General features: G+C 73.3%; 20 protein-coding genes. 15 read left to right on the forward strand and 5 right to left on the reverse strand.

Translation table 11 applies throughout. The features are described 5' to 3' along the window. Positions 1–15: 15 nt before the first annotated feature. The gene (locus tag OG447_RS21715) at positions 16–1857 is read right to left on the reverse strand and encodes a serine hydrolase domain-containing protein (protein WP_266938513.1); all 1842 of its coding nucleotides are present in this window, start codon (positions 1855–1857) and stop codon (positions 16–18) included. A gap of 329 nt (positions 1858–2186) precedes the next feature. Between OG447_RS21715 and OG447_RS21720 the strand changes: the two genes are divergently transcribed. Beyond that, a complete protein-coding gene (locus OG447_RS21720) occupies positions 2187–3293 on the forward strand; it encodes a nitronate monooxygenase family protein (RefSeq protein WP_266938514.1) in 1107 nt (368 codons plus the stop codon). Positions 3294–3305: 12 nt separating this feature from the next. Continuing rightward, complete coding sequence (locus OG447_RS21725) at positions 3306–4874, forward strand: acyl-CoA synthetase (RefSeq protein WP_266938515.1); 1569 nt, start codon at positions 3306–3308, stop codon at positions 4872–4874. Positions 4875–4992: 118 nt separating this feature from the next. Here OG447_RS21725 and OG447_RS21730 read toward each other — a convergent pair whose 3' ends face one another. After that, positions 4993–5730, reverse strand: coding sequence for a hypothetical protein (locus OG447_RS21730; protein ID WP_266938516.1), 738 nt, complete (start codon positions 5728–5730; stop codon positions 4993–4995). A 281-nt stretch (positions 5731–6011) separates the two neighbouring features. On the opposite strand from OG447_RS21730, the gene OG447_RS21735 reads away from it, so the two are divergent. Continuing rightward, positions 6012–7229, forward strand: coding sequence for a calcium:proton antiporter (locus OG447_RS21735; RefSeq protein ID WP_266938518.1), 1218 nt, complete (start codon positions 6012–6014; stop codon positions 7227–7229). Positions 7230–7419: 190 nt separating this feature from the next. Beyond that, the gene (locus OG447_RS21740; protein WP_266938519.1) at positions 7420–8922 is read left to right on the forward strand and encodes a fatty acyl-CoA synthetase; all 1503 of its coding nucleotides are present in this window, start codon (positions 7420–7422) and stop codon (positions 8920–8922) included. Positions 8923–8971: 49 nt separating this feature from the next. Here the strand turns inward: OG447_RS21740 and OG447_RS21745 are convergent, their stop codons facing one another. Both OG447_RS21745 and paaK read right to left on the reverse strand, forming a co-directional pair. Further along, a complete protein-coding gene (locus tag OG447_RS21745; RefSeq protein ID WP_266938520.1) occupies positions 8972–9841 on the reverse strand; it encodes a YhjD/YihY/BrkB family envelope integrity protein in 870 nt (289 codons plus the stop codon). A 196-nt stretch (positions 9842–10037) separates the two neighbouring features. Beyond that, positions 10038–11339, reverse strand: coding sequence for a phenylacetate--CoA ligase PaaK (gene paaK / locus OG447_RS21750; RefSeq protein ID WP_266938521.1), 1302 nt, complete (start codon positions 11337–11339; stop codon positions 10038–10040). A gap of 105 nt (positions 11340–11444) precedes the next feature. On the opposite strand from paaK, the gene OG447_RS21755 reads away from it, so the two are divergent. Then, positions 11445–12296: an alpha/beta fold hydrolase gene (locus OG447_RS21755; RefSeq protein ID WP_266938523.1), complete on the forward strand. Its 852-nt coding sequence runs from the start codon at positions 11445–11447 to the stop codon at positions 12294–12296. A gap of 107 nt (positions 12297–12403) precedes the next feature. On the opposite strand, the gene OG447_RS21760 is transcribed toward OG447_RS21755, so the two are convergent. Continuing rightward, positions 12404–14035, reverse strand: coding sequence for an acyl-CoA synthetase (locus OG447_RS21760; RefSeq protein ID WP_266938524.1), 1632 nt, complete (start codon positions 14033–14035; stop codon positions 12404–12406). A gap of 187 nt (positions 14036–14222) precedes the next feature. Between OG447_RS21760 and OG447_RS21765 the strand changes: the two genes are divergently transcribed. The 10 genes from OG447_RS21765 (at position 14223) to OG447_RS21810 (ending at position 24533) form a co-directional block, all read left to right on the forward strand. Next, complete coding sequence (locus OG447_RS21765; protein ID WP_266938525.1) at positions 14223–15023, forward strand: crotonase/enoyl-CoA hydratase family protein; 801 nt, start codon at positions 14223–14225, stop codon at positions 15021–15023. A 289-nt stretch (positions 15024–15312) separates the two neighbouring features. Beyond that, positions 15313–16275 (forward strand): Zn-ribbon domain-containing OB-fold protein, encoded by a 963-nt coding sequence (locus OG447_RS21770; protein ID WP_266938526.1) that lies wholly within the window; start codon positions 15313–15315, stop codon positions 16273–16275. Beyond that, entirely contained in the window at positions 16275–17342 is a 1068-nt protein-coding gene (locus OG447_RS21775; protein WP_266938527.1) for a thiolase domain-containing protein, read from the forward strand. The genes OG447_RS21770 and OG447_RS21775 overlap by 1 nt, the downstream gene beginning before the upstream one ends. Continuing rightward, entirely contained in the window at positions 17339–18514 is a 1176-nt protein-coding gene (locus tag OG447_RS21780; RefSeq protein WP_266938529.1) for a thiolase domain-containing protein, read from the forward strand. Before OG447_RS21775 ends, OG447_RS21780 begins: the two co-directional genes overlap by 4 nt. A gap of 120 nt (positions 18515–18634) precedes the next feature. Next, positions 18635–18874 carry a DUF397 domain-containing protein gene (locus OG447_RS21785; protein WP_266938530.1) on the forward strand — a complete coding sequence of 80 codons (240 nt, stop codon included), beginning with the start codon at positions 18635–18637 and terminating at the stop codon, positions 18872–18874. A 319-nt stretch (positions 18875–19193) separates the two neighbouring features. Then, positions 19194–19577, forward strand: a complete 384-nt coding sequence (locus OG447_RS21790) for a hypothetical protein (RefSeq protein ID WP_266938531.1) — start codon at positions 19194–19196, stop codon at positions 19575–19577. A 9-nt stretch (positions 19578–19586) separates the two neighbouring features. Continuing rightward, positions 19587–19994 (forward strand): ACT domain-containing protein, encoded by a 408-nt coding sequence (locus OG447_RS21795; RefSeq protein WP_266938533.1) that lies wholly within the window; start codon positions 19587–19589, stop codon positions 19992–19994. Positions 19995–20155: 161 nt separating this feature from the next. After that, entirely contained in the window at positions 20156–23077 is a 2922-nt protein-coding gene (locus OG447_RS21800; protein WP_266938534.1) for an AAA family ATPase, read from the forward strand. A gap of 34 nt (positions 23078–23111) precedes the next feature. Continuing rightward, the gene (locus tag OG447_RS21805; RefSeq protein WP_266938535.1) at positions 23112–23930 is read left to right on the forward strand and encodes a maleylpyruvate isomerase family mycothiol-dependent enzyme; all 819 of its coding nucleotides are present in this window, start codon (positions 23112–23114) and stop codon (positions 23928–23930) included. Positions 23931–24032: 102 nt separating this feature from the next. Then, positions 24033–24533, forward strand: coding sequence for a hypothetical protein (locus tag OG447_RS21810; RefSeq protein WP_031151070.1), 501 nt, complete (start codon positions 24033–24035; stop codon positions 24531–24533). Positions 24534–24547: the final 14 nt, after the last annotated feature.

Here is a 24547-nt window from a genome sequence, read left to right on the forward strand (position 1 = left end):
GGGTCCCCGCGGCGGTTAGTCCGAGGACCTGCTCCAGCCGTCGGCCTGGATGCGGGCGGCGTCGGCCGGGCGGTCCTCCGCGAAGAGCAGGGCCACCGGCTCCGCCACGCGTACGACGTCCACGTAGACCCCGCGGCCCACGTAGCGGCCGGTCGCGGTGTGCCGGAAGCGCAGCCGCACCTCGCGGCCCGCCCAGGTGGCGGTGAGCGGGGCTTCGAGGCGGTGCCAGATGCGGCCGGACCAGCCTCCGGCCTTGCCCAGCGGCCACTCCTCGGGGGCCCCGCCGGTGGACCGTACCGTGCGGAACGGCAGCGGCTCCCAGCTCTCGCCGTCGGCGGAGACCTCCAGGTGGAAGGCCCCCTCGCCCGGAACGGTGTCCCACCACACCGCGCACCGCAGCCGGGCGGCGCCGGTGGCCGGGGTCACCGGCGGCAGGGTGATGGTGCCCGAGCCGCCGGGCGTCATCCCGGAGAACCAGGCCGGGCCGCCGTGCCGGGTGCGGACCGGGACGGCGCGGGCGAAGCGGTTGCCCACGGCGACCCGCGGGGCGCTGCCGGCCCGCCAGGTGCGCACGGGGTGGACGGAGTTGCCGAGCAGGACGAGGAAGGAGTCCGTGGAGGGGTCGAGGACCAGGGAGGTCCCGGTGAAACCGGTGTGGCCGGCGGAGTGCGGGGTGGCCATGGCGCCCATGTACCAGTGCTGGTAGAGCTCGAAGCCGAGACCGTGGTCGTCACCGGGGAAGGAGGTGTTGTAGTCGGTGAAGAGCAGTTCCACGGAGGCGGGGCGCAGGATGCGCCTGCCCGCGTAGGCCCCGCCGTCGAGCAGGGTGCGGGCGAGGACGGCCAGGTCCCAGGCGGTGCCGAAGATCCCGGCGTGGCCCGCGACGCCGCCCAGCGCATACGCGTTCTCGTCGTGGACCTCTCCCCACACCAGCCCGCGGTCCAGGCCGGACCAGGGCGGGCGCTGCACCTCGGTGGCGGCGGTGACGCGGCGCCAGGAGAGCGGCGGGTTGAAACGAGTGCGGTGCATCCCGAGCGGAGCGGTGATCTCGTCGTGGAGCAGGACATCCAAAGTGCGGCCGGTGATCTGTTCCAAGAGCAGTTGCAGCGTGATGAGGTTGAGGTCGGAGTAGCGGTACACCGTCCCCGGGGTCTCCTGAGGCCGCACCGACCACAGCAGCCTCAGCCGGCCCTCCCGGGTGGACTCCTTGTAGAAGGGCGCCCAGGAGCGCAGCCCCGAGGTGTGCGTGAGCAGCTGACGGACCGTGATGACCTCCTTCCCGCCGCCCGTGAACTCCGGCAGGTAGCGGCGCACCGGGGCCTCCAGCTCCAGCCGCCCCCGTTCCATCTGCTGCACGGCCAGGACGGAGGTGAACAGCTTCGTCAGCGAGGCCAGGTCGAAGACGGTGTCCTCGGCCATCGAGATCCGCTCGGCGGCCGGGAACTCCCGGACCCGGTCGGTCCGGCCGTCGTAGTCCGCGTACCGGACGGCGTCGCCCATCGCGCGGTGCAGGGCGACGGTGCGGCCGCGGCCGGCGAGGACCACGGCCCCGGCGTAGTGGGGGTGTTCGGGTGACGGGCCCAGGAACCGCCGTGCCTCGTCCGCCGCTTCCTCGAGGTGCCGCTCCAGCAGTCCGGCCTGGCGCGCGGATCCGTACCGCAGCCGTAGCCCCTGGAGTGCGCGCCGCTCGGCCGGGCTGCCCGCCGCCCCCGCGGCGCCGGGCAGCGCGGCGTGCAGGACGAGCACCCCGCCGAGGGCCAGCAGCCGGGCCCCCAGCCGCCGCCGGCTCAGCCCATGTCCACTCGTGGCGGCCACTTCTCCGCTCTCCGTCGCGCCGGCCCCCGTGCCTGCTGCCATGTGCGGTCCTCCCGTTCCTGTCCGAGTCGGCCTGCGGCGCCGTTTCCCGGGGCTCCGCCCCAGACCCCGCGCCTCAAACGCCGGCGGGGCCGGATTTGCCTGCGGCGCCGTTTCGCGGGGCTCCGCCCTGGACCCCGCGCTCAAACGCCGACGGGGCCGGGATGTGTTCGCGGCCCCGGTTTCAGTGCCACAGGCGCCGGCTGCGCCGCACGCTAGTGGGTATCTGCCCGCCCCGAGGCGGGCCCCGCACCGATCGGCCCGTTAAAGAATCTGACACTGCATCAGAAAATCTCTTCCCTCGGATGCCGGGCTGCGGCATCCTGCGGCCCATGGAGACGGAGCTGAGCAAGAAACTGGGAGTCGAGCACGCCATCTTCGGCTTCACACCCTTCCCCGCGGTCGCCGCCGCGATCACCCGCGCGGGCGGCTTCGGCGTACTCGGCGCGGTCCGCTACACTGCCCCCGACGACCTGAAGCGCGACCTCGACTGGATGCAGGAGCACACCGACGGCAAGCCCTACGGACTCGACGTCGTCATGCCCGCCAAGAAGGCCGTCGACGGCATCAGCGAGGCCGACATCGAGGCCATGATCCCGGCCGGGCACCGCGATTTCGTCCGCGACACCCTCGCCAAACACCACGTGCCCGAACTCGCCGAGGGCGAGGCATCCGGCTGGCGGATCACGGGCTGGATGGAACAGGTCGCCCGCAACCAACTGGACGTCGCCTTCGACTACCCCATCAAACTCCTGGCGAACGCCCTCGGTTCCCCGCCCGCCGATGTCATCCGGCGCGCCCACGACCACGACGTCCTCGTCGCCGCCCTCGCCGGCAGCGCCAAGCACGCCCGCCGCCACGCCGAAGCCGGCATCGACATCGTCGTCGCCCAGGGCTACGAGGCCGGCGGCCACACCGGCGACATCGCCACCATGGTCCTCGTCCCCGAGATCGTCGAGGCCGTCGCCCCCCTCCCGGTCCTCGCCGCGGGCGGTATCGGCAGCGGCGAGCAGATCGCCGCCGGACTCGCCCTCGGCGCCCAGGGCGCCTGGCTCGGATCCCTGTGGCTCACCACCACCGAGGCCGACCTCCACTCCCGCGCCCTGACCGAGAAACTGCTCGCCGCGGGCTCCGGCGACACCGTCCGCTCCCGCGCCCTCACCGGCAAGCCCGCCCGCCAGCTGCGCACCGAGTGGACCGACGCCTGGGACGACCCGGAGGGCCCCGGGGCGCTCCCCATGCCGCTCCAGGGGCTCCTCGTCGCCGAGGCCGTCTCCCGGATCCAGAAGTACGAGGTCCAGCCGCTGCTCGGCACTCCCGTCGGCCAGATCGTCGGCCGGATGAACACCGAACGCTCCGTCCAGGCCGTCTTCGACGACCTGACCCGCGGGTTCGAGAAGGCCGTCGACCGCATCAACCGCATCGCCGGACGAGCCTGAGGAGGCCGGGAGATGACCGACAACACCCCGCAGCAGCAGCCGCCCAACGGGTTCTGGGCCCAGGCGGTCGCCGACCCGGCCCGCACCGTCCTGATCACCGCCGAAGGCGAGGAGTGGAGCGCGGGACGGCTGCACGCCGACGTCAACCGGCTCGTCCACGGACTGCGCGCCGCGGGCCTGCGGCGCGGCGACGTCTTCGCCGTGGTCCTCCCCAACGGCGTCGAGTTCCTCACCGCCTACCTCGCCGCCTCCCAGGCCGGCTTCTACCTCGTCCCCGTCAACCACCACCTCGTCGGCCCCGAGATCGCCTGGATCGTCTCCGACTCCGGCGCCAAGGTCCTGATCGCCCACGAGCGCTTCGCCGAGGCCGCCACCGCCGCGGCCGACGAGGCGGCCCTGCCCGCGAGCCACCGCTACGCCGTCGGAGCGGTCCCGGGCTTCCGCTCGTACGGGGAACTCCTCCAGGGGCAGCCCGGGACGGTCCCCGAGGAGCGCACCCTCGGCTGGGTCATGAACTACACCTCCGGCACCACCGGCCGCCCCCGCGGCATCCGCCGCCCGCTGCCCGGCAAGCTCCCGGAGGAGACGTACCTCGGCGGCTTCCTCGGGATCTTCGGCATCCGCCCCTTCGACGGCAACGTCCACCTGGTCTGCTCGCCGCTCTACCACACGGCCGTGCTCCAGTTCGCGGGCGCTGCCCTGCACATCGGGCACCCCCTGGTCCTGATGGACAAGTGGAGCCCGCAGGAGATGCTGCGCCTGATCGACGAACACGCCTGCACGCACACGCACATGGTCCCGACGCAGTTCCACCGGCTGCTCGCGCTCCCGCAGGAGGTGAAGGACGCCTACGACGTCTCCTCCATGCGGCACGCCATCCACGGCGCCGCGCCCTGCCCCGACCACGTCAAACGGGCGATGATCGACTGGTGGGGGCGGTGCGTGGAGGAGTACTACGCGGCGAGCGAGGGCGGCGGAGCCTTCGCGACCGCCGAGGACTGGCTGAAGAAGCCGGGAACCGTCGGCAGGGCCTGGCCCATCAGCGAGCTGGCCGTCTTCGACGACGACGGCAACCGGCTGCCGCCGGGCGAACTCGGCACGGTCTACCTGAAGATGAACACCGGCGGGTTCAGCTACCACAAGGACGAGGGCAAGACGAAGAAGAACCGCATCGGCGACTTCTTCACCGTCGGCGACCTGGGGCTGATCGACGAGGAGGGGTACCTCTTCCTCCGCGACCGCAAGATCGACATGATCATCTCGGGCGGGGTGAACATCTACCCGGCCGAGATCGAGTCGGCCCTGCTCACCCACCCGGCCGTCGCCGACGCCGCCGCCTTCGGCATCCCGCACGCCTCCTGGGGCGAGGAGGTCAAGGCGGTCATCGAACCGGCCGAGGGATTCGCGGCGGGCGACGCGCTGGCCGCCGAGATCCTGCACCACTGCGAGCGCCAACTGGCCGGGTACAAGCGGCCCAAGACGGTCGACTTCATCGAGACGATGCCGCGCGACCCCAACGGCAAGCTGTACAAGCGGCGGCTGCGCGACCCCTACTGGGAGGGCCACGAGCGCGCGTTGTGACGGGGCGGCCGTACGTCCGGGCCCGGGCGCGGACGCCCGGGCCGGGACCTGCGGCGCCCCCGGGCCGGGACCTGCGGACGCCCGGGCCGGGACGCCGTTCGTCCGGTCCGCGCCGGGGTCAGCCCGTGAAGATCCAGCCCAGCTGGCCGCCGGAGGTCTGGCCCTCGCAGTTCGTGGTGTTCGACTCGAAGAACTCGCGCTGCTTCCCGACCATGCACCGCATCAGCGGCATGCTCCCCACGCCCGAGGGCTGGCCCGGGTAGAACCAGCCGAGCCGGGACACGTAGGTCTGGCCCTCGCAGTTGACGTCCGCCGAGAGGAAGTTGTCCTTGCGGACGACGCAGTGGTACAGCGGGACCGTGCCCTCACGCGGGCTCGTGTAGAGCTGGCCGAGGCTGCCCTCGACCGTGTAACCCGGCGGGACGTTCCAGATGGTGCTGATGTGCTCGCCGTTCGGGCCGATCAGCCGGTTGAGGCTGCGGGTGGGCGTGCTCACCGCCGGTTCGCCGCTGCAGGTGGCCTTGATCATGGCCTGCCAGTAGTTCGCGGTGATGTACTGGTAGACGGGCCCCAGGGTCACCCGGCACTGCGACCCGTTGAAGCCGTACTCGGCCGCCTGCCGGTTGAGGGAGTCGTAGGCCGCGGCCGCCGCGATGTTCTGCGGGCCGCCGCCGATGCCGGTGAGGTAGACGACCACGGGGCCCACGGAGGCGGCGGAAGCGGGAGCGGCAGCGGGGGCCGCGGAGCCGGAGCCGTCGGCCGGAGCGGCTCCGGCCGGTGCGGCGGCGGTCACGGCCGCGGCCAGCGCGGCGGTCAGGGCGAGGAGGGCGGTGCGTAAGCCGGATGTGCGGCGCAAAGCGGTCTCCTGGTCGTCGGCCCCGGCATCGGTGGACGGCCGGGGGATGAGGCGACAGCGCATACCGCCCGATCGGCGGCAACACCGGCATTCCATCTGCTACCGGCCTCCCGGGGCCAGCCGTTCTTCGGCCGATCCTGGGAGGCGGACTCGGCCGCCGGGCCGGCCGGCGGACGGCCGGGCGGCCGCCGCGCCCGGAGCCCCCGTGCGAACCACCACGTCAAGGCCTGGACGCGCGCCTTGCACCGCACCCGGGGAACAGTTCTGGCAACTTGGCTGATATGAGTACGGCTACGCACAGATCCCCCCTGACCGACTGGACCGTCGTGGTCCCCGTGGTGGCCCTGGCCGCGCTCGTCTTCAGCTGGGGACGTGATCTGCCCCCATGGGCGGTGGCCCTGGTCTCGCTCTGCCTCGCGGGCGCGGTCCTGGCGGCCGTCCACCACGCCGAGGTCGTCGCCCTCCGGGTCGGCGAACCCTTCGGTTCCCTGGTGCTCGCCGTCGCCGTCACCGTCATCGAAGTGGCTCTCATCGTCACCCTGATGGCCGACGGGGGTGCCAAGGCCTCCTCCCTCGCCCGGGACACCGTCTTCGCCGCCGTCATGATCACCTGCAACGGCATCGTCGGCATGTCCCTGCTCGCCGGCGCCCTGCGCAACCGCGTGGCCGTCTTCAACGCCGAGGGCTCCGGCGCCGCCCTTGCCACCGTCGCCACGCTGGCCGTCCTCAGTCTCGTCCTGCCGACCTTCACCACCAGCAAGCCCGGCCCCGAGTTCTCCACGGCCCAGCTGACCTTCGCGGCGGTCGCCTCGCTCGCGCTCTACGGGCTCTTCATCACCGTGCAGACGGTCCGCCACCGGGACTACTTCCTGCCCGTGGACACCAGGCCCCACCGCACGGAATCCGCCCGGCCGGCCACCCCGGCGGCTTCTACTCCGGCTACTCCGGCCATGCCTGCCACCCCGGCCGCGCCCGCCACGGCGATCACCGCGGCCGATGCCGATGCCGATGCCGAGGACGCCGACCACGCCGAGCCGCCGACCGCCCGCGCCGCGCTGATCAGCCTCGGCCTGCTCCTCGTCGCGCTCGTCGCCGTCGTCGGCAACGCCAAGGCCGTCTCCCCGACCATCGAGACGGGCGTCGCCAACGCGGGCCTGCCGAACGCCGTCGTCGGTGTGATCATCGCCCTGCTCGTGCTGCTGCCCGAGACCCTGGCCGCCGTCCGCGCGGCCCGCCGCGGCCGCGTCCAGACCAGCCTGAACCTGGCCTACGGCTCCGCCATCGCCAGTATCGGCCTGACCATTCCCGCCATCGCCCTGGCCTCGGTATGGCTCTCCGGCCCCCTCGCCCTCGGCCTCGGCCCGATCCACATGGTGCTGCTCGCCCTCACGGTCGTGGTCAGCGCCCTCACCATCGCGCCGGGCCGCGCCACGCTGCTCCAGGCCGGCGTCCACCTCGTGCTGTTCGCGGGTTTCATCTTCCTCGCCATCAGCCCGTAGCGGGCCGCCGGGCGGTCCCGCCCCCCCCCGAACGCCTCGGTGCCGCTGCCCAAATGTCCCAAGTAGCCTGCGGTCGGGCGTGGTTGCTCGCGAAACCGGTGGTGTTCGGGTTGCCCCGCACTCATGCAGGTGATCCGATGACCTGTCAGCATCCCGTTTGGTGTCCCATGAGGGAGACGAGGTTCGCGTCATGAAGGCAGTGCGGCAGAACACGGTCGACGGACTGGTGCGGGACAGCGCGGAGCGGACCCCGGACCGGACGGCGGTCCGCTACCGGGAACGGAGCTGGAGCTACGCCCGGCTCGACTCGGCGGTCTCCACCGCCGCGGCGCTGCTCAGGGAGGGCTACGGTCTGGCCCCCGGCGACCGGGTCGCCACCTTCGCGCACAACTCCGACGCCTACCTGATCGCCTTCCTCGCCTGCGCCCGTGCGGGGCTCGTCCACGTCCCGGTCAACCAGAACCTGACCGGTGAGGACCTCGGACACATCCTGCGGAACTCGGGAAGCTCGCTGGTGCTCGCCGACCCGGATCTGGCCGGCAAGGTGCCGGCGGAGTACGCGGTCCGGCCGCTGCGGGACCTGGCCGATCCGCAGGCGCCGCAGACACCGTACGAAGGCGGCAGCACCCCGGACACCGTGGTGCAGCTGCTCTACACCTCCGGGACCACCGCCCTGCCCAAGGGCGCGATGATGACGCACGAGGCGCTGGCCCACGAGTACGAGAGCGCCATCGAGGCGCTGGACCTGGCCGAGGGGGACCGGCCGGTGCACTCGCTGCCGCTCTACCATTCGGCGCAGATGCACGTCTTCCTGCTGCCGTACCTGGCGGTGGGGGCGGAGAACACGATCCTGGACGCGCCCGTCGCGGAGGAGATCTTCGACCTGGTGGAAGCGGGCCGGGCGGACAGCCTCTTCGCCCCGCCCACGGTGTGGATCTCCCTGGCCAACCATCCGGACTTCGAGCGGCGCGAGCTGGGCGTGCTGTGCAAGGCGTATTACGGTGCCTCGGTCATGCCGGTCCCGGTCCTGGAGCGGCTACGGGCCCGGCTGCCGGGGCTCGGCTTCTACAACTGCTTCGGGCAGAGCGAGATCGGTCCGCTGGCCACGGTGCTGGGGCCGAAGGAGCACGAGGGGAGGCTGGACTCCTGCGGGCGTCCGGTACGCCATGTCGAGGCGAAGGTCGTCGACGAGCACGGCGGCGAGGTCCCGGCGGGCACGGTGGGCGAGGTGGTGTACCGCTCTCCGCAGCTGTGCCTGGGCTACTGGGACGACCCGGAGGCCACGCGGGAGGCCTTCCGGGACGGCTGGTTCCGCTCGGGCGACCTCGCGGTGCGGGACGCGCAGGGGTACTTCACGGTCGTCGACCGGGTGAAGGACGTCATCAACTCGGGCGGTGTCCTCGTCGCCTCGCGGCAGGTCGAGGACGCGCTGTACAGCCACCCGGGGGTGGCCGAGGCGGCGGTGATCGGGCTGCCCCACGAGCGGTGGATCGAGGCCGTCACGGCGGTGGTGGTGCCGCGCGGGGAGGTGACGGAGGCGGAACTGCTGGCGTACGCCCGGGAGAGGCTGGCCCACTTCAAGGCCCCGAAGCGGGTGCTGTTCGTGACCGAGCTTCCGCGCAACGCCAGCGGCAAGATCCTCAAGCGGGAACTCCGGGACCGCTTCGCCGGGGCTCCCGGCGCGGCCGACTGAGGGAGCCCCCTGGGGCGGTGCGGGCGGCCCCGGGTCGCGGTCCGGCCGCTCAGCCCCGTCCGGGGTCGTGGGGGCCGGGAACGTGCGGGCCCGGGTCGTCGGCGGGCAGGATCCCGCTGTCGCGCAGGCGCTTGAGCGTGAGGTACTCGTGCAGCAGGCGCCCCACGAGGGCGCCGCCGTAGACCACGAAACCGACGCCTACCAGCCAGGACTGGACGACGAGGAGGGTGCCGAAGGGGCCGTACGTGACGGCGTTCGAGGCGATCAGCGGGGAGAAGACCAGCTGGGAGAAGATCCGCAGCCCCAGCAGGCCGAGGCTGGTCGCCACCGCCCCCGGCACCAGCGCGCGCCAGCGGACCCGGCCGCCGAGCAGCAGCCGCTGCGAGCCCCAGAAGAACACGCAGGTGCCGATGAGGTCGCCCAGGGTGCCGAGCACGGTGCCGAAGGCGTCGTCGGCCGGCGCCGGGATCTCGACGAGCAGGGCGAGGTAGCAGACCAGCAGGGCGAGCCAGATGACGTGCCGCCACATGGTGTGCCAGCGGGCGGTCGGCAGGTCCCAGACCTTCTCGTAGCCGGTCTGGACCGCCGAGCCGAACGTCAGGCCGAAGACGGCGAGGGCGGCCAGTCCGAAGGCGGTGGTCCGCTCCAGGGCGAGGTCGGCCGCGCCGAACAGCAACTCGACCCGGCCGCGCGAGACCTCCGTGACCCCGAGGGCCTGGCCGAGCCACCGGCCGAAGCCGGAGCCGCTGCCGGGTGCGGCGGCTGCGACGACCACCAGCAGCGGCACCAGGGTGAGGAACCCGAGGGCGGCGAAGCCCATCGCCCGGTGCATCAGCTCCATCTCCCGGCCGCGGCTCCAGGCCAGCCCGGCAGGGGAGCCCTGGAGTCGGTCGTGGAGCCGCCGGAGGGTCGAGGTCACGCTTCATGCCCTACCCGCGTGGCCCTCCCGGCTCCCGGCAGCGGTCCCCAAGTAGGCCCGAAGGGGTGGTTTCCATCGCCCGGAGGCGTTCGAGTCGTTCGCGGAGCCCTACTAGACGAGTAAGTCCGAAGTGGCGTCTGCGGGGAGGTGCCAGGCACGCCCTGCGGGCGGACGACGCCACTTCGGACTTACTCGTCTAGCTCCCGTCGCGGAGGTCCACCAGCCGTCTGATCTTCCCCACCGATCGCTCCAGCGTCTCGGGGTCGACCACCTCCACCCCCACGGAGACCCCGACGCTCTCCTTCACCGCCCGGACCACGTCGGCCGCCGCGGCCTCCCGCTGGGCGGAACCGGTGTCCCGCCGGGCCTCCACCCGGACCGTCAGGGCGTCCATCCGGCCTTCCCGGGTCAGCCGCAGCTGGAAGTGCGGGGCCAGACCGGCCGTCCGTAGCAGGATCTCCTCGATCTGGGTCGGGTACATGTTCACCCCGCGCAGGATGATCATGTCGTCGCTGCGGCCGGTGACCTTCTCCATCCGGCGGAAGGCCGGGCGGGCGGTGCCGGGCAGCAGCCGCGTCAGGTCCCGGGTGCGGTAGCGGACGACCGGCATGGCCTCCTTGGTGAGGGAGGTGAACACCAGCTCCCCGGGCTCGCCCTCCGGCAGCACCGCGCCCGTCAGCGGATCGACCACCTCGGGGTAGAAGTGGTCCTCCCAGATGTGCAGGCCGTCCTTGGTCTCCACGCACTCCTGTGCCACGCCCGGTCCGATGACCTCGGACAGGCCGTATATGTCCACCGCCTCGATGCCGAGCCGTTCCTCGATCTCCCGGCGCATCTCCTCGGTCCAGGGCTCCGCTCCGAAGACGCCCGTCCGCAGCGAGGTCGCGCGCGGGTCCAGCCCCTGGCGCTCCATCTCGTCCAGCAGGGTCAGCATGTACGAGGGTGTCACCATGATGACCTCCGGGCGGAAGTCCTGGATGAGCCGGACCTGGCGGTCGGTCATCCCGCCGGAAGCGGGGACGACCGTACAGCCCAGCCGCTCCGCGCCGTAGTGCGCGCCGAGCCCGCCGGTGAACAGCCCGTAGCCGTAGGCGATGTGGACGAGCTGGCCCGGGCGGGCGCCCGCGGCGCGCAGGGACCGTGCCACGACATCGGCCCAGGTGGAGAGGTCCCCGTCGGTGTACCCGACGACGGTGGGTCGCCCGGTGGTCCCGCTGGAGGCGTGCACGCGGCGCACCTCGGAGCGCGGTACCGCGAACATGCCGAAGGGGTACTGCTCGCGCAGATCGGCCTTGGTGGTGAAGGGGAAGAGGGCGAGATCGGCGAGGGACCGGCAGTCGTCGGGGTGCACGCCGGCCTTGTCGAAGGCCTGCCGGTAGAACGGCACCCGTTCGTAGACCCGGTGCAGGGTGGCGCGCAGCCGCGTCAGCTGGAGCGCGGCCAGCTCGTCGCGGCCCAGCCGCTCGCCTTCGTCATGGAGATCCGCGTACGCCGTCATGCCGTCACCTCACCGTGGGCTACCCGACCGATCATTCGGTAGATTGCCGGACCCCGGCGGGTAAATCAATGACTCGAACGGGTGATCGCCTGATTTCATGGCCCCATGCCGATCTTCACCACCCATGACGGAACCGCACTCGCCTACCACGTCCGGGGTCAGGGCGATCCGCTCGTCTGCCTCCCCGGCGGTGCCATGCGGGCCTCGGAGTACCTGGGCGACCTCGGCGGACTGTCCGCCGGGCGGCGGCTGGTCCTGCTCGACCTGCGCGGTACCGGTGACTCCGCGGTACCGGCGGACGAGTCCACGTACCGAGTCGACCACCAGGTCGCCGACGTCGAGGCGCTACGGGTCCACCTCGGCCTGGAGCGCGTGGACCTCCTCGCCCACTCCGCCGGGGCCGGCCTTGCCCAGCTCTACGCGGCGGCGCACCCCGAGCGGCTGCGGCGGCTCGTCCTGGTGACCCCCAACGCGCAGGCCGTCGACCTCTCCGCCACGGCCGAACAGCGGCTGGCGGCGGCCCGGCTGCGGGCGGGCGCCGAGCCGTACGACGCGGCCATAGCGGCCTACGCCCGGATCCTCGCCGGCGCCGACCACGGGGACGCGGACTGGGACCTGGCCGCGCCGCTGTTCTACGGCCGCTGGGACGCCGCCGCGCGTGCTTCGTACGCGGCGGGCGAGCGGCAGCAGAACGAGAAGGCTGCCGAGGCCTACGGGGGCCCGGGCGCCTTCGACCCGGCCGCCACCCGGGCGGCCATGGCCCGCGTGGCGTGCGAGGTCCTGGTCCTGGCCGGAGAGGTGGACGGCAACCCGCCGCCGGCCCTCGCGGCCCGGATCGCGGTGCTCTTCCCGAAGGGGTCGGCCGAGGTCCAGCCGGCGGCCGGGCACTTCCCGTGGCTGGACGACGCCGCCTGGTTCGCGGCCCGGGTGGAGCGCTTCCTGGCCACGGGAGCCTAGGGGGTGTCCCCGGAAAGGCCCACCGGCCTTTCCGGCCGCAGCGCTAGGAGGCCGGTGAGGCGAGTGGGGCCGGTGGGGCCCGGTGAGGGCCGGGCCCCGTCGCGGTGTCAGCGGGCCGTGTCCGCCTCCGTCGCCACCGTCTTTGCCCAGCGGTAGTCCGCCTTCCCGCTCGGGGAGCGCTGGATGGCGGGCGCGATCACCAGCTGCCGGGGGATCTTGTAGCCCGCCAGCCGGGTGCGGCAGTGGCTCTGGATCTCGTCCAGCGTCGGAGCCGGCGCGCCCGCGCGGACCTGCACCACCGCGGCCACGTGACTGCCCCAGGTGGGGTCCGCGACACCGGCGACCAGCGCGTCGTACACGTCCGGATGCGACTTCAGCGCCTGCTCGACCTCCTCCGGGTACACCTTCTCGCCGCCCGTGTTGATGCACTGCGAACCGCGGCCGAGGACCGTGACGATGCCCTCCTCGTCGACGGTCGCCATGTCCCCCAGCAGTACCCAGCGCTCCGCGCCCTTCTGGAAGAAGGTCTCCGCGGTCTTGGCCGGGTCGTTGTAGTAGCCGAGCGGTACGTGGCCGCGCTGCGCCAGACGCCCGGGTTCGCCCACGGCGACGGGCTCGTGCGTCACCGGGTCGACCACCTGCGTACGGTCGTTGACCTCGAGCCGGAAGCCCTTCTCCGGGCTGGAGTCGTCCGTCGCCCTGCCGTTCGATCCGGACTCCGACGATCCGAAGTTGTTCAGGAGCAGCACGTTCGGGACGAGCCGCTGGAACTCGGCCCGCACCGTCTCCGACATGATCGCGCCGGAGGAGGAGACGCTGAACAGCGAGGACAGGTCCGTCCCCTTGAGCGGTCCGTTCAGTGCGTCGATGAGGGGCCTGAGCATCGCGTCGCCCACCAGGGACACGCTCGACACCTTCTCCTTCTCGATGGTGCGGAGCACCTCCTCGGGCGCGTACTTGCGGTGGATGACGACCCGCTGGCCGTAGTTGAAGGCGATGAACGAGGTCAGCGTCGACGTGCCGTGCATCAGCGGGGGAGCCGGGAAGAAGGTGAGACCGGCCCCGCGCGCCGCGACCCGCTCGGCCAGCTCCTCGGGCCGTTTCACCGGCTCTCCCGAGGGCTCGCCGCCGAACAGCCCGGCGAAGAACAGGTCCTCGGCCCGCCACATGACGCCCTTGGGCATGCCGGTCGTGCCGCCGGTGTAGATGATGAACAGGTCGTCGGGGCTGCGGGGCGGGAAGCCGCGGCCGGGTGAACCGGCCGCCTCGGCGTCCTCGAACGCGACCGGCGCCGGCGAGGGCTCGGGGGCATCCTCCGGGGCCGCGCCGACCCGGATCAGGTGGCGGAGCTTCGTCGTCTGCGGCAGCGCGGCGGCGACCCGCTCGGTGAACTCGCCCTCGAAGACCAGCGCGGCGAGGTCGGCGTCGTTGTAGAGGTAGACCAGCTCCTCCTCGACGTACCGGTAGTTGACGTTCACCGGCACCAGCCGGGCCTTCAGGCAGGCCAGGACGGTCTGCAGGTACTCGATCCCGTTGTAGAGGTGCAGCCCCAGGTGCTCACCGGGCTTCAGCCCGCGGTCCAGCAGGTGGTGCGCGATCCGGTTCGCCGCCGCGTCCAGTTCCGCGTACGTCAGGCGGCGCTCGGCGCCGGTCCCGGGGTGGTCCACGTACACGAGGGCCTCGCGGTCCGGGACCACGTCCACGACCGACTCGAACAGATCGGCAAGGTTGTACTCCACCGTTCCTCCTGACCGCGGGAGTTCCCATGGCTGGCCCCATGGCTGGTCTGCTCGGCGGTCATTAGAGCGCCGCCGAACCGAACTGGGAAGGGAGCCGTCCAAGAAAACTGACTGGGTGTCAGAAAACTATTGAACTGCACTCTCCCCTCCTGCAACCTGTTCTAGGTCTTGAGACGGGAGGACGGCAATGGGTGGGACAGAACACCTGACCGTGGAACGGCACGGCGCCACGCTGGTGCTCACCATGAACAGGCCAGAGGCGAAGAACGCGCTCTCGCTGCCGCTGCTGGTGGGCCTGTACGACGGCTGGCTGGAGGCGGACGCCGACGACACGGTCCGCTCGGTCGTCCTGACCGGTGCGGGCGGGGACTTCTGCGCCGGCATGGACCTCAAGGCGCTGGCCGGGAAGGGCATGGCGGGCGACCAGTACCGGGACCGGCTGAGGTCCGACCCCGACCTGCACTGGAAGGCGATGCTCCGCCACCACCGGCCGCGCAAGCCGGTGATCGCGGCGGTGGAGGGGTACTGCGTGGCCGGCGGGACCGAGATCCTCCAGGGAACCGACATCCGGGTCGCGGGCGAGGGCGCCACCTTCGGGCTGTTCGAGGTCAAGCGGGGGCTCTTCCCGATCGGCGGCTCCACGGTGCGGCTGCCGCGCCAGATCCCGCGCACGCACGCGCTGGAGATGCTGCTGACCGGGCGCCCGTACTCCGCCGGGGAGGCGGCGCGGATCGGCCTGGTCGGGCAGGTGGTGCCCGACGGGACGGCGCTGGACAAGGCCCTCGGGATCGCCGAGCAGATCAACGCGTGCGGGCCGCTCGCCGTGGAGGCCGTCAAGGCGTCCGTCTACGCGACCGCCGAGATGACGGAGACGGAGGGGCTGGCCGCGGAACTCGTCCGCGGGTGGCCGGTCTTCGACACGGCGGACGCGAAGGAGGGGGCGCGAGCCTTTGCGGAGAAGAGGCCGGCGGTGTATCGGCGGGAGTAGGCCGGTGCGGTGTGCTGGGGCCGGGCCTTGTCAGTGCTGGGCAGGGCGGGGGCTGTGGTGCCGGTCCGGACGTGGGTGCGGCGCCGTTGCCGGGGCTCTGCCCCGGACCCCGCGCCTCAAACGCCGGCGGGGCTGGATTTGGGGCGCTGCTCCGGACCCCGCGCAAACGCCGGTGGGGCTGGAATTGGGGCTCCGCCCCGGGCCCCGTGCTTCGGACGTCGGTGGGGCTGGATCTGGCCCCACGCAGACCTTGTTACCCCTTCCCGTTCTGAACATCGGAGAGCCGCTCATGACAGCCGCCGCGTCCCCGCCCGAAGTGCTTCGGGCGCCCCTCGTCGTCGAGTTTCCCTTCACCCGGTCCCTCGGGCCCGTGCAGAGTGCCTTTCTGACCGGCCTGCGCGAGGGCGTCGTGCTCGGGGTCAGGACCTCCGACGGGAAGGTGATGGTCCCGCCCGCCGAGTACGACCCCGTCACCGCCGAGGAGATCCGCGAGCTCGTCGAGGTCGGTGCCACCGGTACCGTCACCACCTGGGCCTGGAACGGCCGGCCCCGCCCCCACCAGCCCCTCGGCACCCCCTTCGCCTGGGTACTGGTCCGGCTCGACGGCGCGGACACCGCCCTCCTGCACGCCCTCGACGTCCCCGGGCCCGAATCCGTGCGCACGGGCATGCGGGTGCGGGTGCGATGGGCCGCCGAATGGTCCGGGGCCATCACCGACATCGCCTGCTTCGAGCCCTACGACGGCCCGGCCGCCGGCCACGGCACCCCGCACGACGGCGTCTTCGCGGACGCCGTCACCGGCATCGTCGCCGAGGCCCGCCTGGACTACACCTACAGCCCCGGCCGCGCCCAGACCGCCTACATCAAAGGCCTGTCCGAGCGGAAGACCGTGGGCGAGCGCTGCCCCTCCTGCCACAAGGTGTACGTCCCCCCGCGCGGCGCCTGCCCCACCTGCGGGGTCGCCACCACCGACCAGGTCGAGGTCGGCCCGGCCGGCACGGTCACCACGTACTGCATCGTCAACATCAAGGCCCGCAACCTCGACATCGAGGTCCCCTACGTCTACGCCCACATCGCCCTCGACGGCGCCGGGCTCGCCCTGCACGGCCGGATCGGCGGCATCCCCTACGACCAGGTCCGCATGGGCCTGCGCGTCGAACCCGTCTGGACCGAAGGCGGCCGATACCCCGACCACTACCGTCCCACCGGCGAGCCGGACGCGGACTACGACGCGTACAAGGAGCTCATCTGATGCCGCCGACGCACAGGTACGCACGCGACGTGGCCGTCGTCGCCTTCGCGCAGAGCGACCACCTGCGCCACACCGACGAGCTCAGCGAAGTCGAGATGGTCATGCCGGTGCTCCACCAGGTGCTGGCGCAGACCGGGCTGAAGGCCAAGGAGATCGGCTTCACCTGCTCCGGCTCCAGCGACTACCTCGCGGGCCGGGCCTTCTCCTTCACCATGACCCTCGACGGGGTCGGCGCCTGGCCGCCGATCTCCGAGTCGCACGTCGAGATGGACGGCGCCTGGGCCCTCTACGAGGCCTGGGTCAAGATCCAGACCGGTGAGGCCGACACCGCGCTCGTCTATTCGTACGGGAAGTCCTCCCCGGGGTCGGTACGCGACGTACTGACCCGCCAGCTCGACCCGTACTACCTCGCCCCGCTCTGGCCCGACTCGGTGGCCCTGGCCGCCCTCCAGGCCCAGGCCCTGATCGACGCGGGCGAGACCGACGAGAGCGCCCTGGCCGCCATCGGCGCCCGCAGCCGGACCGCCGCCGAGGCCAACCCGCACGCCCAGCTCACCGGCGCCGTCCCGCAGGGCGACTACCAGGTGGCGCCGCTGCGCACCGGGGACTGCCCGCCCGTCGGCGACGGCGCCGCGGCCGTGATCCTCGCCGCCGGGGACACCGCCCGGCGGCTGTGCGGGCGCCCCGCCTGGATCACCGGCATCGACCACCGCATCGAGGCGCACGGCCTCGGCCTGCGCGACCTCACCGACTCCCCGTCCACCCGGACCGCCGCCGAGCGCGCCGGATTCTTCGAAGCCCCCGTCGACACGGCGGAACTGCACGCGCCGTTCTCCTCCCAGGAGGTCGTGCTCCGCAAGGCCCTCGGCCTCGGCGAGGACGTGGCGGTCAACCCCTCCGGCGGCGCGCTCGCCGCCAACCCCGTCATGGCCGCGGGCCTGATCCGGATCGGCGAGGCCGCCGCCCGGATCCACCGAGGCGAGTCGGACCGGGCCGTTGCCCACGCCACCTCAGGCCCCTGCCTCCAGCAGAACCTGGTCGCCGTCCTGGAAGGGGACCGAGCATGAGCACCTCGGGCAAGGAGCCGGTCGCCGTCATCGGCATCGGCCAGACCAAGCACGTCGCCGCCCGCCACGACGTCTCCATCGCCGGACTGGTCCGGGAGGCGGCGGTGCGCGCCCTCGCCGACGCCGGACTGACCTGGGCGGACATCGACGCGGTCGTCATCGGCAAGGCCCCCGACTTCTTCGAGGGCGTGATGATGCCGGAGCTGTACCTGGCGGACGCGCTCGGCGCGGTCGGCAAGCCCATGCTCCGCGTGCACACGGCCGGTTCGGTCGGCGGGTCCACCGCCCTGGTCGCCTCCAACCTGGTCGCGGCCCGCGTCCACCGCACCGTCCTCACCCTCGCCTTCGAGAAACAGTCCGAGTCCAACGCCATGTGGGGGCTCTCCCTCCCCGTCCCCTTCCAGCAGCCGCTGCTCGCCGGCGCGGGCGGCTTCTTCGCCCCGCACGTGCGCGCGTACATGCGACGCACCGGCGCGCCCGACACGGTGGGCTCGCTGGTCGCGTACAAGGACCGGCGCAACGCGCTGAAGAACCCGTACGCCCACCTGCACGAGCACGACCTCACCCTGGAGAAGGTCCAGGCATCGCCGATGCTGTGGGACCCGATCAGGTACTCCGAGACCTGCCCCTCCTCGGACGGCGCCTGCGCCATGATCCTCACCGACCGGGCGGGCGCGGCCCGTTCGCCGAGGCCGCCGGCGTGGGTGCACGGAGGGGCGATGCGCAGCGAGCCCACCCTCTTCGCGGGCAAGGACTTCGTCTCCCCGCAGGCCGGCAAGGACTGCGCGGCCGACGTCTACCGGCAGGCCGGGATCACCGACCCGCGGCGGGAGATCGACGCGGTGGAGATGTACGTGCCGTTCTCCTGGTACGAGCCGATGTGGCTGGAGAACCTCGGCTTCGCGGCGGAGGGGGAGGGCTGGAAGCTCACGGAGGCCGGGGTCACCGAACTCGACGGGGACCTTCCCGTGAACCCGTCGGGCGGGGTCCTGTCCACCAACCCCATCGGCGCCTCCGGCATGATCCGCTTCGCCGAGGCGGCCCTCCAGGTCCGCGGCCAGGCCGGGGAGCACCAGGTTCCGGGCGCCCGCCGCGCCCTGGGGCACGCGTACGGCGGCGGCGCGCAGTTCTTCGCGATGTGGCTGGTGGGAGCCGAACCGCCCGCCTCCTGAACACGGCGGGGCGTGCGGGCGGGGTGCCGGACCGGTCACGGGTGACTCACAGTGGCCTGTGCGGCACCCGCTGCGGTGGTTAACCTGGCCCCCGGACGACGTACCGGGAGGAGCACGCACGTGGCCGAGAGCATGACTTCACAGCCCCTCGCTGGCTGGGGCAAGCCGGACCTCGATCTCACCGAGGCGGACTGGCGGTCGAGCAGCGGGGGAGCGGGTGACGTCCAGATCGCCTTCGTCGAGGGGTTCGTCGCCATGCGCAACAGCGAGCGCCCCGAAAGCCCTTCGCTCATCTTCGCGCCGGACGAATGGAACAAGTTCGTCCTGGACGCCCGGGGCGGGGAGTTCGACCTGACGTAGCCGGGTGCGCGGCGCACCACCGGGGCGGGGAGCCGCCGCCCCGGTGGCCGCCGGTACGTACGGCCGCAGCCGGGCCCGCCAGTTGGCCGCGCCGGGCCCGTGCCGACCCGCCGCCCGCTGAGCCCATGCGACCTGCCGCCCGCCCGGCAGCCGCGCCCCGCACATCCCTTGCCGCGCGCCCGGAGCCCGGGCAGCATGGGCCGCATGGTGATCATCCGCCGAAAGGGCGATGCCGCGTAAGCGGCCCGGCGCGCTGCGCGCCGCACGAGCAACCTCCGAACGCAGCAGACCACCTGCCTGGGCGTGGGCAATGCCGCCCGTGGACCGGCTGTCTCCCGCCGCGAGCGCGGGGGTCCACCGGACCCTGGGCGCCCGCGCCGGAGACGTCGCGGGCCTGCTGAGCATGTACCGGCGCTTCCTGCGCACCCCCGGCCGCCGGCTGTGGCTGGTCCCCTCGGGGTGCCCGGCCTGCCCCGGCTGCGCGCTGGACGACGTCGCCGTCGTCCGGGACGAGCTGGCCGACCACTACCGGGCCCTGCCGCCGGACGCCCGGCGCGCGCTGGGCCGCGTACTGCGCCTGCTGGACGAGGAGTTCCGCCGCCGCACCTTCCCCGACCCCGATCCGGCCGCCGCGCACCGGGCCGACTGGAGCGGCAGTCCGTACGCCTGGTGGCACCGGCGGCTCTACAGGGACCGGCGTTAGGGTGGCCGCATGAGCGGAGAGAGCGACCTGCGGAAACTGCTGAGCGGCATGCGGCCCGAGCTGCACGAGGGACGGTACGTGTTCTGCACCGTCCCCGGTACGACGGTCCCGCCGGGGACCGCCCCCGTCGCCACCGTCCTGGAAGCCGAGGGGCTCACCCTGGTCCTGCGCCAGGAGGACGCCGACGCGGCCGGTCTCGCCTACGACTACACCGCCGGCTGGATCACCCTGCGGATCCACTCCGCCCTCGACGCCGTGGGCCTCACCGCCGCCTTCGCCACGGAACTCGGCGCACACGGACTGAGCTGCAACGTCATCGCCGGCTACCACCACGACCACCTCTTCGTGGCCGCCGACCGGGCCGCCGAGGCCGTCGCCGTCCTGGAGGGCCTCGCGGAACGCTCCGCGCAGGACTGACCCCCTTCCCGCAACCCCCTCGCAACTCCCTGCCCCACCCCCGCCCCTACACCCCGGAACGGGTCCCGCACAGAAGATCGGATGCATTCCCCGTACCGGGATCCCTCCTGGTGCGCGCGGGCGTACGCTGATCCTCTGAACAGGCCTGGGGGGTACCAGCCATGACGGAACACCGTGCCCGCAGACACCGCACGATGATCGAACGCGAGGCCGAACTCGCCACCGTGGACGAGGCCCTGGACCAGCTCAGCGGCCCGGGACCCGACTCCGGCGGTGCGCTGCTCGCCTTCTCCGGCCCTGCCGGCCTCGGCAAGACCACCCTGCTCGCGGAAGTGCGCCGACGCGCCCACACCCGCTCCTGCACCGTCCTCGCCGCCCGCGGCGGCGAACAGGAGCAGAGCCAGCCCTTCCACGTCGCCCGCCAGCTCATCCAGCCCCAGCTCGCCGGCACCTCCGAGGTGGAACTGCGCGCCGCACTCGGCGGCTGGTACACCATCGTCGGCCCGGCCCTCGGGCTCTGCGCCCCCGAACAGGGCGCCCCGCCCGACCCCCAGGGCCTGCGCGACGGACTCGACTGGGTCCTGACCCACCTCGTCGTCAAAAGGGCCCCCGTCACCCTCGTCCTCGACGACGCCCACTGGGCCGACCCCGAATCCCTCGGCTGGCTCGCCGCCTTCACCCCGCGCACCGAACACCTCCCGCTGCTCCTCGTCGTCGCCTACCGCCCCGACGAACTGCCCGCGCACGCCGACGCCTTCCGTACGCTGCCCGGCCGGGCGGGACAGCGCCCGCTGCCCCTCGCGCCGCTCACCCCCGCCGCCGTCGCCGCCCTGGTCCGGGAGGCGCTCGGCGAGCACGCCGAGGACGCCTTCTGCCACGAGCTCTGGTCCGTCACCACCGGCAACCCCTTCGAAGCCGTCGAACTCACCGCCAAGGTCCGGGACAAGGCCCTCGCCCCGGTCTCCGCGAGCGCCCCGCTCCTGCGCGACCTCGCCGCCGCCCAGCGCGGCAGCGGCCTCGTCGCCCGCCTCGACCGCCTCGGCCCCTCCACCGTCCGCTTCGCCTGGGCCTGCGCCGTCCTCGGCACCGCCATCCCGCGGGAACTCGCCGCCCGGGTCGCCGCCCTCGGCACCGAGGAGGCCGCCGACGCCACCGGGAGGCTGCGGGACGCCCGCATCCTGGCCGCCGCGGGAGCGGCCGGCGCCGCCACCGGGCCGGACGCGGCGGAAGAACCCGAGGCCGGGCTGGAGTTCGTCCACCCCCTCATCGCCACCGCCCTCTACCGCTCCATCCCCGACGCCCTGCGCGTGGCCCTGCACGGCAAGGCCGCCGTGGCCGTCGTCGACGCCGGACTCGGCTCCTCCGCCGCGGCCCGCCACCTCCTGGAGACCCACCCCGAGAACGACCCGTGGGTGGTACGCACCCTGCGCGAGGCCGCCGCCGAGAACCTCCGGGCCGGTGCCCCCGAGGCCGCCCGCCGCCAGCTCGCCCGCGCCCTGCGCGAACCCCCGGACTTCGACGAACGCGCGGCCGTCCTGTACGAACTCGGCTGCGCCTCCCTGCTCACCGAACCCGCCAACACCGTCAACCACCTGCGCGCCGCCCTCGCCGAACCGGTCGAGGACCCGGCGCTGCGCCAGGGCATCGTCATACGGCTCGCCCAGGTCCTCGCGCACAGCGACCACCTCGCCGAGGCCTCCGAAGCACTGGCGCGGGAGATCCCGTACACAGCGGACGTCCGCGCCCGGCTGCGGCTCCAGTCCGAGCAGTTCATGTGGGACGCCTTCAACGCCGCCGAGCCCGACTCCCCGGCCCGCTCCCGCAGGCTGGCCAGGCTCGCCGACCGGCTGACCGGCCGCGACCTCACCGAGCGGTACATCATCGGCCTGCGCGCCTGGGACGCCTGCCTGCGAGGCGAACCGGTCGAAGTGGTCCTGCACCACGCCGGGCGGACCCTGCGGCAGGTCTTCAGCTGGGCCCACGAGGACCGCGGCTTCGAGGTCCCGGTGCTCACCGCGATGGCCCACATGTACGCCGACCGGCCGTGGCGGGCGGAGCAGCTGTTCCACGCGGGCACCGCCGAGTTCGAGCGGCAGGGCTGGCGCGGCGCCCACCTCTCCTTCGCGTACAGCCTGCGCGCGTACGTCCGCTACCGGCGCGGGCGGCTCGTGGAGGCCGAGGAACTGGCCCGGGCCGGGCTGCGGCTCGCCGAGCGCGTGGGCCGCCGTACGCCCGTGCACTGGTACGCCATAGCCATCCTCGTCACGACCCTGCTGGCGCGGGGACGGGCCGACGAGGCCTGGGAGCTGGCCCAGGAGCACGAGTACCGGGCGCCCTTCCCGGCGGCCGTGGTCTTCCCGGACTCGCAGACCGTCTACGCCGAACTGCTGCTGGCCCGCGGCGACACCAAGGGCGCCACCGCCGAACTGGAGGCGGTGGACCGGCGGCTGACCCCGCGCGGCATCCAGAACCCGGCGTGGTGCCCGTGGCAGCAGCACCTGGCCCGCGCGGTGTCGGCGCAGGACCCGGACCGCGCCCGGGCCCTGGCCGGTGACGCGGTCCGGCGGGCCCGGGCCTTCGGCACCGCCTCGGGCATCGGCCAGGCCCTGCGCGTGGCGGCGGAGGTCGCGGCGCCCGAGGACCGGGTGGAACTGCTCCGGGAGGCGGTGGCCCTGCTGGCAGCCTCCCCGGCGGGGTACGAACTGGCCCGCGCACAGGCCGCGCTGGGCGCCACGCTGCGGGACGCGGAGCTGCTGGAACGGGCCGTGGTGACGGCCCGGGAATGCGGCGCGGACGCCCTGGAGGCGGAGGCGGCCGATGCCCTGCTGGGGCTGGGCGGCGGCCTGCCGTGCCGGTCCTCCTGGAAGGACGGGCTCACGGCGGAGGAGCTCCGTGCGGCGGAGCGGGCGGCCGCGGCGGAGCTCGCCGACCGGGCCGACCGGGTGGACCGGGCCGAGCGCGCCCCGTCCCCGGCCGGCGCGGCCGAACCGGACTGGGAACTGTCCGCGGCCTGCCGCAAGCTCGGCACGGACCGCCCCGGGCTGCCCGCCGCTCTGGCGGGCTCCGCCCGCGGCTCAGGATGAGAGGTCGCCGCCGCACCCGCGCAGAGTGATCCCCATGGACCACATGACCCGGCTCTCACACTTCAGGAGCGAGGCCGCCGCCTTCGACCAGGCCGTCCGCCGCGCGCTCGAACCGGGCGGAGAGACGCCGCTGGTCCCCTCGTGCCCCGGCTGGTCGGTCTCCGACCTCGTCGGGCACCTGGGGAGCGTGCACCGCTACGTCGGCCACATCCTGCGCGAACGCCTGACCGGGGCCCCGGACGCCACCGACCTCTCCCTCTACGGACTCCCCGCCGACCCGCGGGTACGGGCCGCCTGGCCGGCGCCCGACCGGGCACCGAACCGGGGACCGGTGCCCGAGGAGCTGACGGAGTGGTTCGCGCGGGGCGCGGGAGAGCTGGCGGCCCTGTTCCGCGAGCTCGGGCCCGAGGCGCCCGTGTGGACCTGGGCGCCGGAGCAGACCTCGGGTTTCTGGCTGCGGATGCAGACGATCGAGCTGGCACTCCACCGCTGGGACGCCGCATCCGTGACGGGGGAGGCGGGCCCGCTGGCCCCCGCGCTGGCCGCCGACGCCGTGGCCCAGACCTTCGAGGTGATGGCCCCGGCCCGGCGGTCCTGGCGGGTGACGCCGCCGGGCACGGGGGAGCGGTACCGCTTCCGGCGTACGGACGGCCCGCAATCATGGACGGTCGCCTTCGCCGGGGACGAGGTTCTGACGGACCCCGATCCCACCGCCCCGGTGGACGTCGAGGCCGCCGGGACGGCCTCGGACCTGGCCCTCTTCCTCTGGCACCGGCTCCCGCCCACGGCCCTGCGGGTCTCCGGCGACACCGGTCTGCTGCCGCACTACTTCATGCTGGTCCCACCCGTCTGACCCGCGGACCCCGGCGGCAGCCCCGCCGGGACCCGGCCGGCGGCGGAGCCGGATGAGGGGCCCCGGGCCGGAAAACTGCGCCCGGCCACGTACCATGGCGGCATGTCCTTCCTCCGCCGCCACCGCGCCGCCACACCCGCCGGCCCGGACTTCGACGTCCTGGCCATGGACCCGGGGGACTGGCCGGGCAATCTCGGGGCCGGGCTGCTGCCCGCGCCCGACGGCAGCTGCCAGGGTGTCTTCCTCCGCTACGACCTGTTCGGCGGACGCGGCCCCGCGATGATCATCGGGAACCTCCCCGAGGGTTCCCCCGCCCGGGACCTCTCCGACGGGCAGATCCCCTTCGAGGTGGCCCAGCTCCTCGACGCCCTGGAGAACGACGAGGACGTCGAGGTCACCGGCGCCGAGGACTGCCCCGTCATGCAGGGCGACAACCTCCTCATCGTCCGGAAGATCAAGCTGTCGGAGTCCCGCATCTCCTGCGTCCAGTTCGACCGCAGCGACAACGTGCTGGTCACCATCGCCAGCTGGGACCGACCGATCACCGATGACCTCTACGCGCTCCTGAAGCCGCTCCCCGCCGAGCTCTTCCAGCAGGGCTGATCACCGGCACCGCG

It is taken from the genome of Streptomyces sp. NBC_01408 (assembly GCF_026340255.1).
In the GTDB taxonomy this organism is placed as follows: Bacteria; Actinomycetota; Actinomycetes; order Streptomycetales; family Streptomycetaceae; genus Streptomyces.

Coding starts and splice junctions, on each gene's coding strand:
- OG447_RS21715 (WP_266938513.1), bottom strand. CDS start 1,857: ATGGCAGCAGGCACGGGGGCCGGCGCGACGGAGAGCGGAGAAGTGGCC.
- OG447_RS21720 (WP_266938514.1), top strand. CDS start 2,187: ATGGAGACGGAGCTGAGCAAGAAACTGGGAGTCGAGCACGCCATCTTC.
- OG447_RS21725 (WP_266938515.1), top strand. CDS start 3,306: ATGACCGACAACACCCCGCAGCAGCAGCCGCCCAACGGGTTCTGGGCC.
- OG447_RS21735 (WP_266938518.1), top strand. CDS start 6,012: ATGAGTACGGCTACGCACAGATCCCCCCTGACCGACTGGACCGTCGTG.
- OG447_RS21740 (WP_266938519.1), top strand. CDS start 7,420: ATGAAGGCAGTGCGGCAGAACACGGTCGACGGACTGGTGCGGGACAGC.
- paaK (WP_266938521.1), bottom strand. CDS start 11,339: ATGACGGCGTACGCGGATCTCCATGACGAAGGCGAGCGGCTGGGCCGC.
- OG447_RS21755 (WP_266938523.1), top strand. CDS start 11,445: ATGCCGATCTTCACCACCCATGACGGAACCGCACTCGCCTACCACGTC.
- OG447_RS21765 (WP_266938525.1), top strand. CDS start 14,223: ATGGGTGGGACAGAACACCTGACCGTGGAACGGCACGGCGCCACGCTG.
- OG447_RS21770 (WP_266938526.1), top strand. CDS start 15,313: ATGACAGCCGCCGCGTCCCCGCCCGAAGTGCTTCGGGCGCCCCTCGTC.
- OG447_RS21775 (WP_266938527.1), top strand. CDS start 16,275: ATGCCGCCGACGCACAGGTACGCACGCGACGTGGCCGTCGTCGCCTTC.
- OG447_RS21780 (WP_266938529.1), top strand. CDS start 17,339: ATGAGCACCTCGGGCAAGGAGCCGGTCGCCGTCATCGGCATCGGCCAG.
- OG447_RS21795 (WP_266938533.1), top strand. CDS start 19,587: ATGAGCGGAGAGAGCGACCTGCGGAAACTGCTGAGCGGCATGCGGCCC.
- OG447_RS21800 (WP_266938534.1), top strand. CDS start 20,156: ATGACGGAACACCGTGCCCGCAGACACCGCACGATGATCGAACGCGAG.
- OG447_RS21805 (WP_266938535.1), top strand. CDS start 23,112: ATGGACCACATGACCCGGCTCTCACACTTCAGGAGCGAGGCCGCCGCC.
- OG447_RS21810 (WP_031151070.1), top strand. CDS start 24,033: ATGTCCTTCCTCCGCCGCCACCGCGCCGCCACACCCGCCGGCCCGGAC.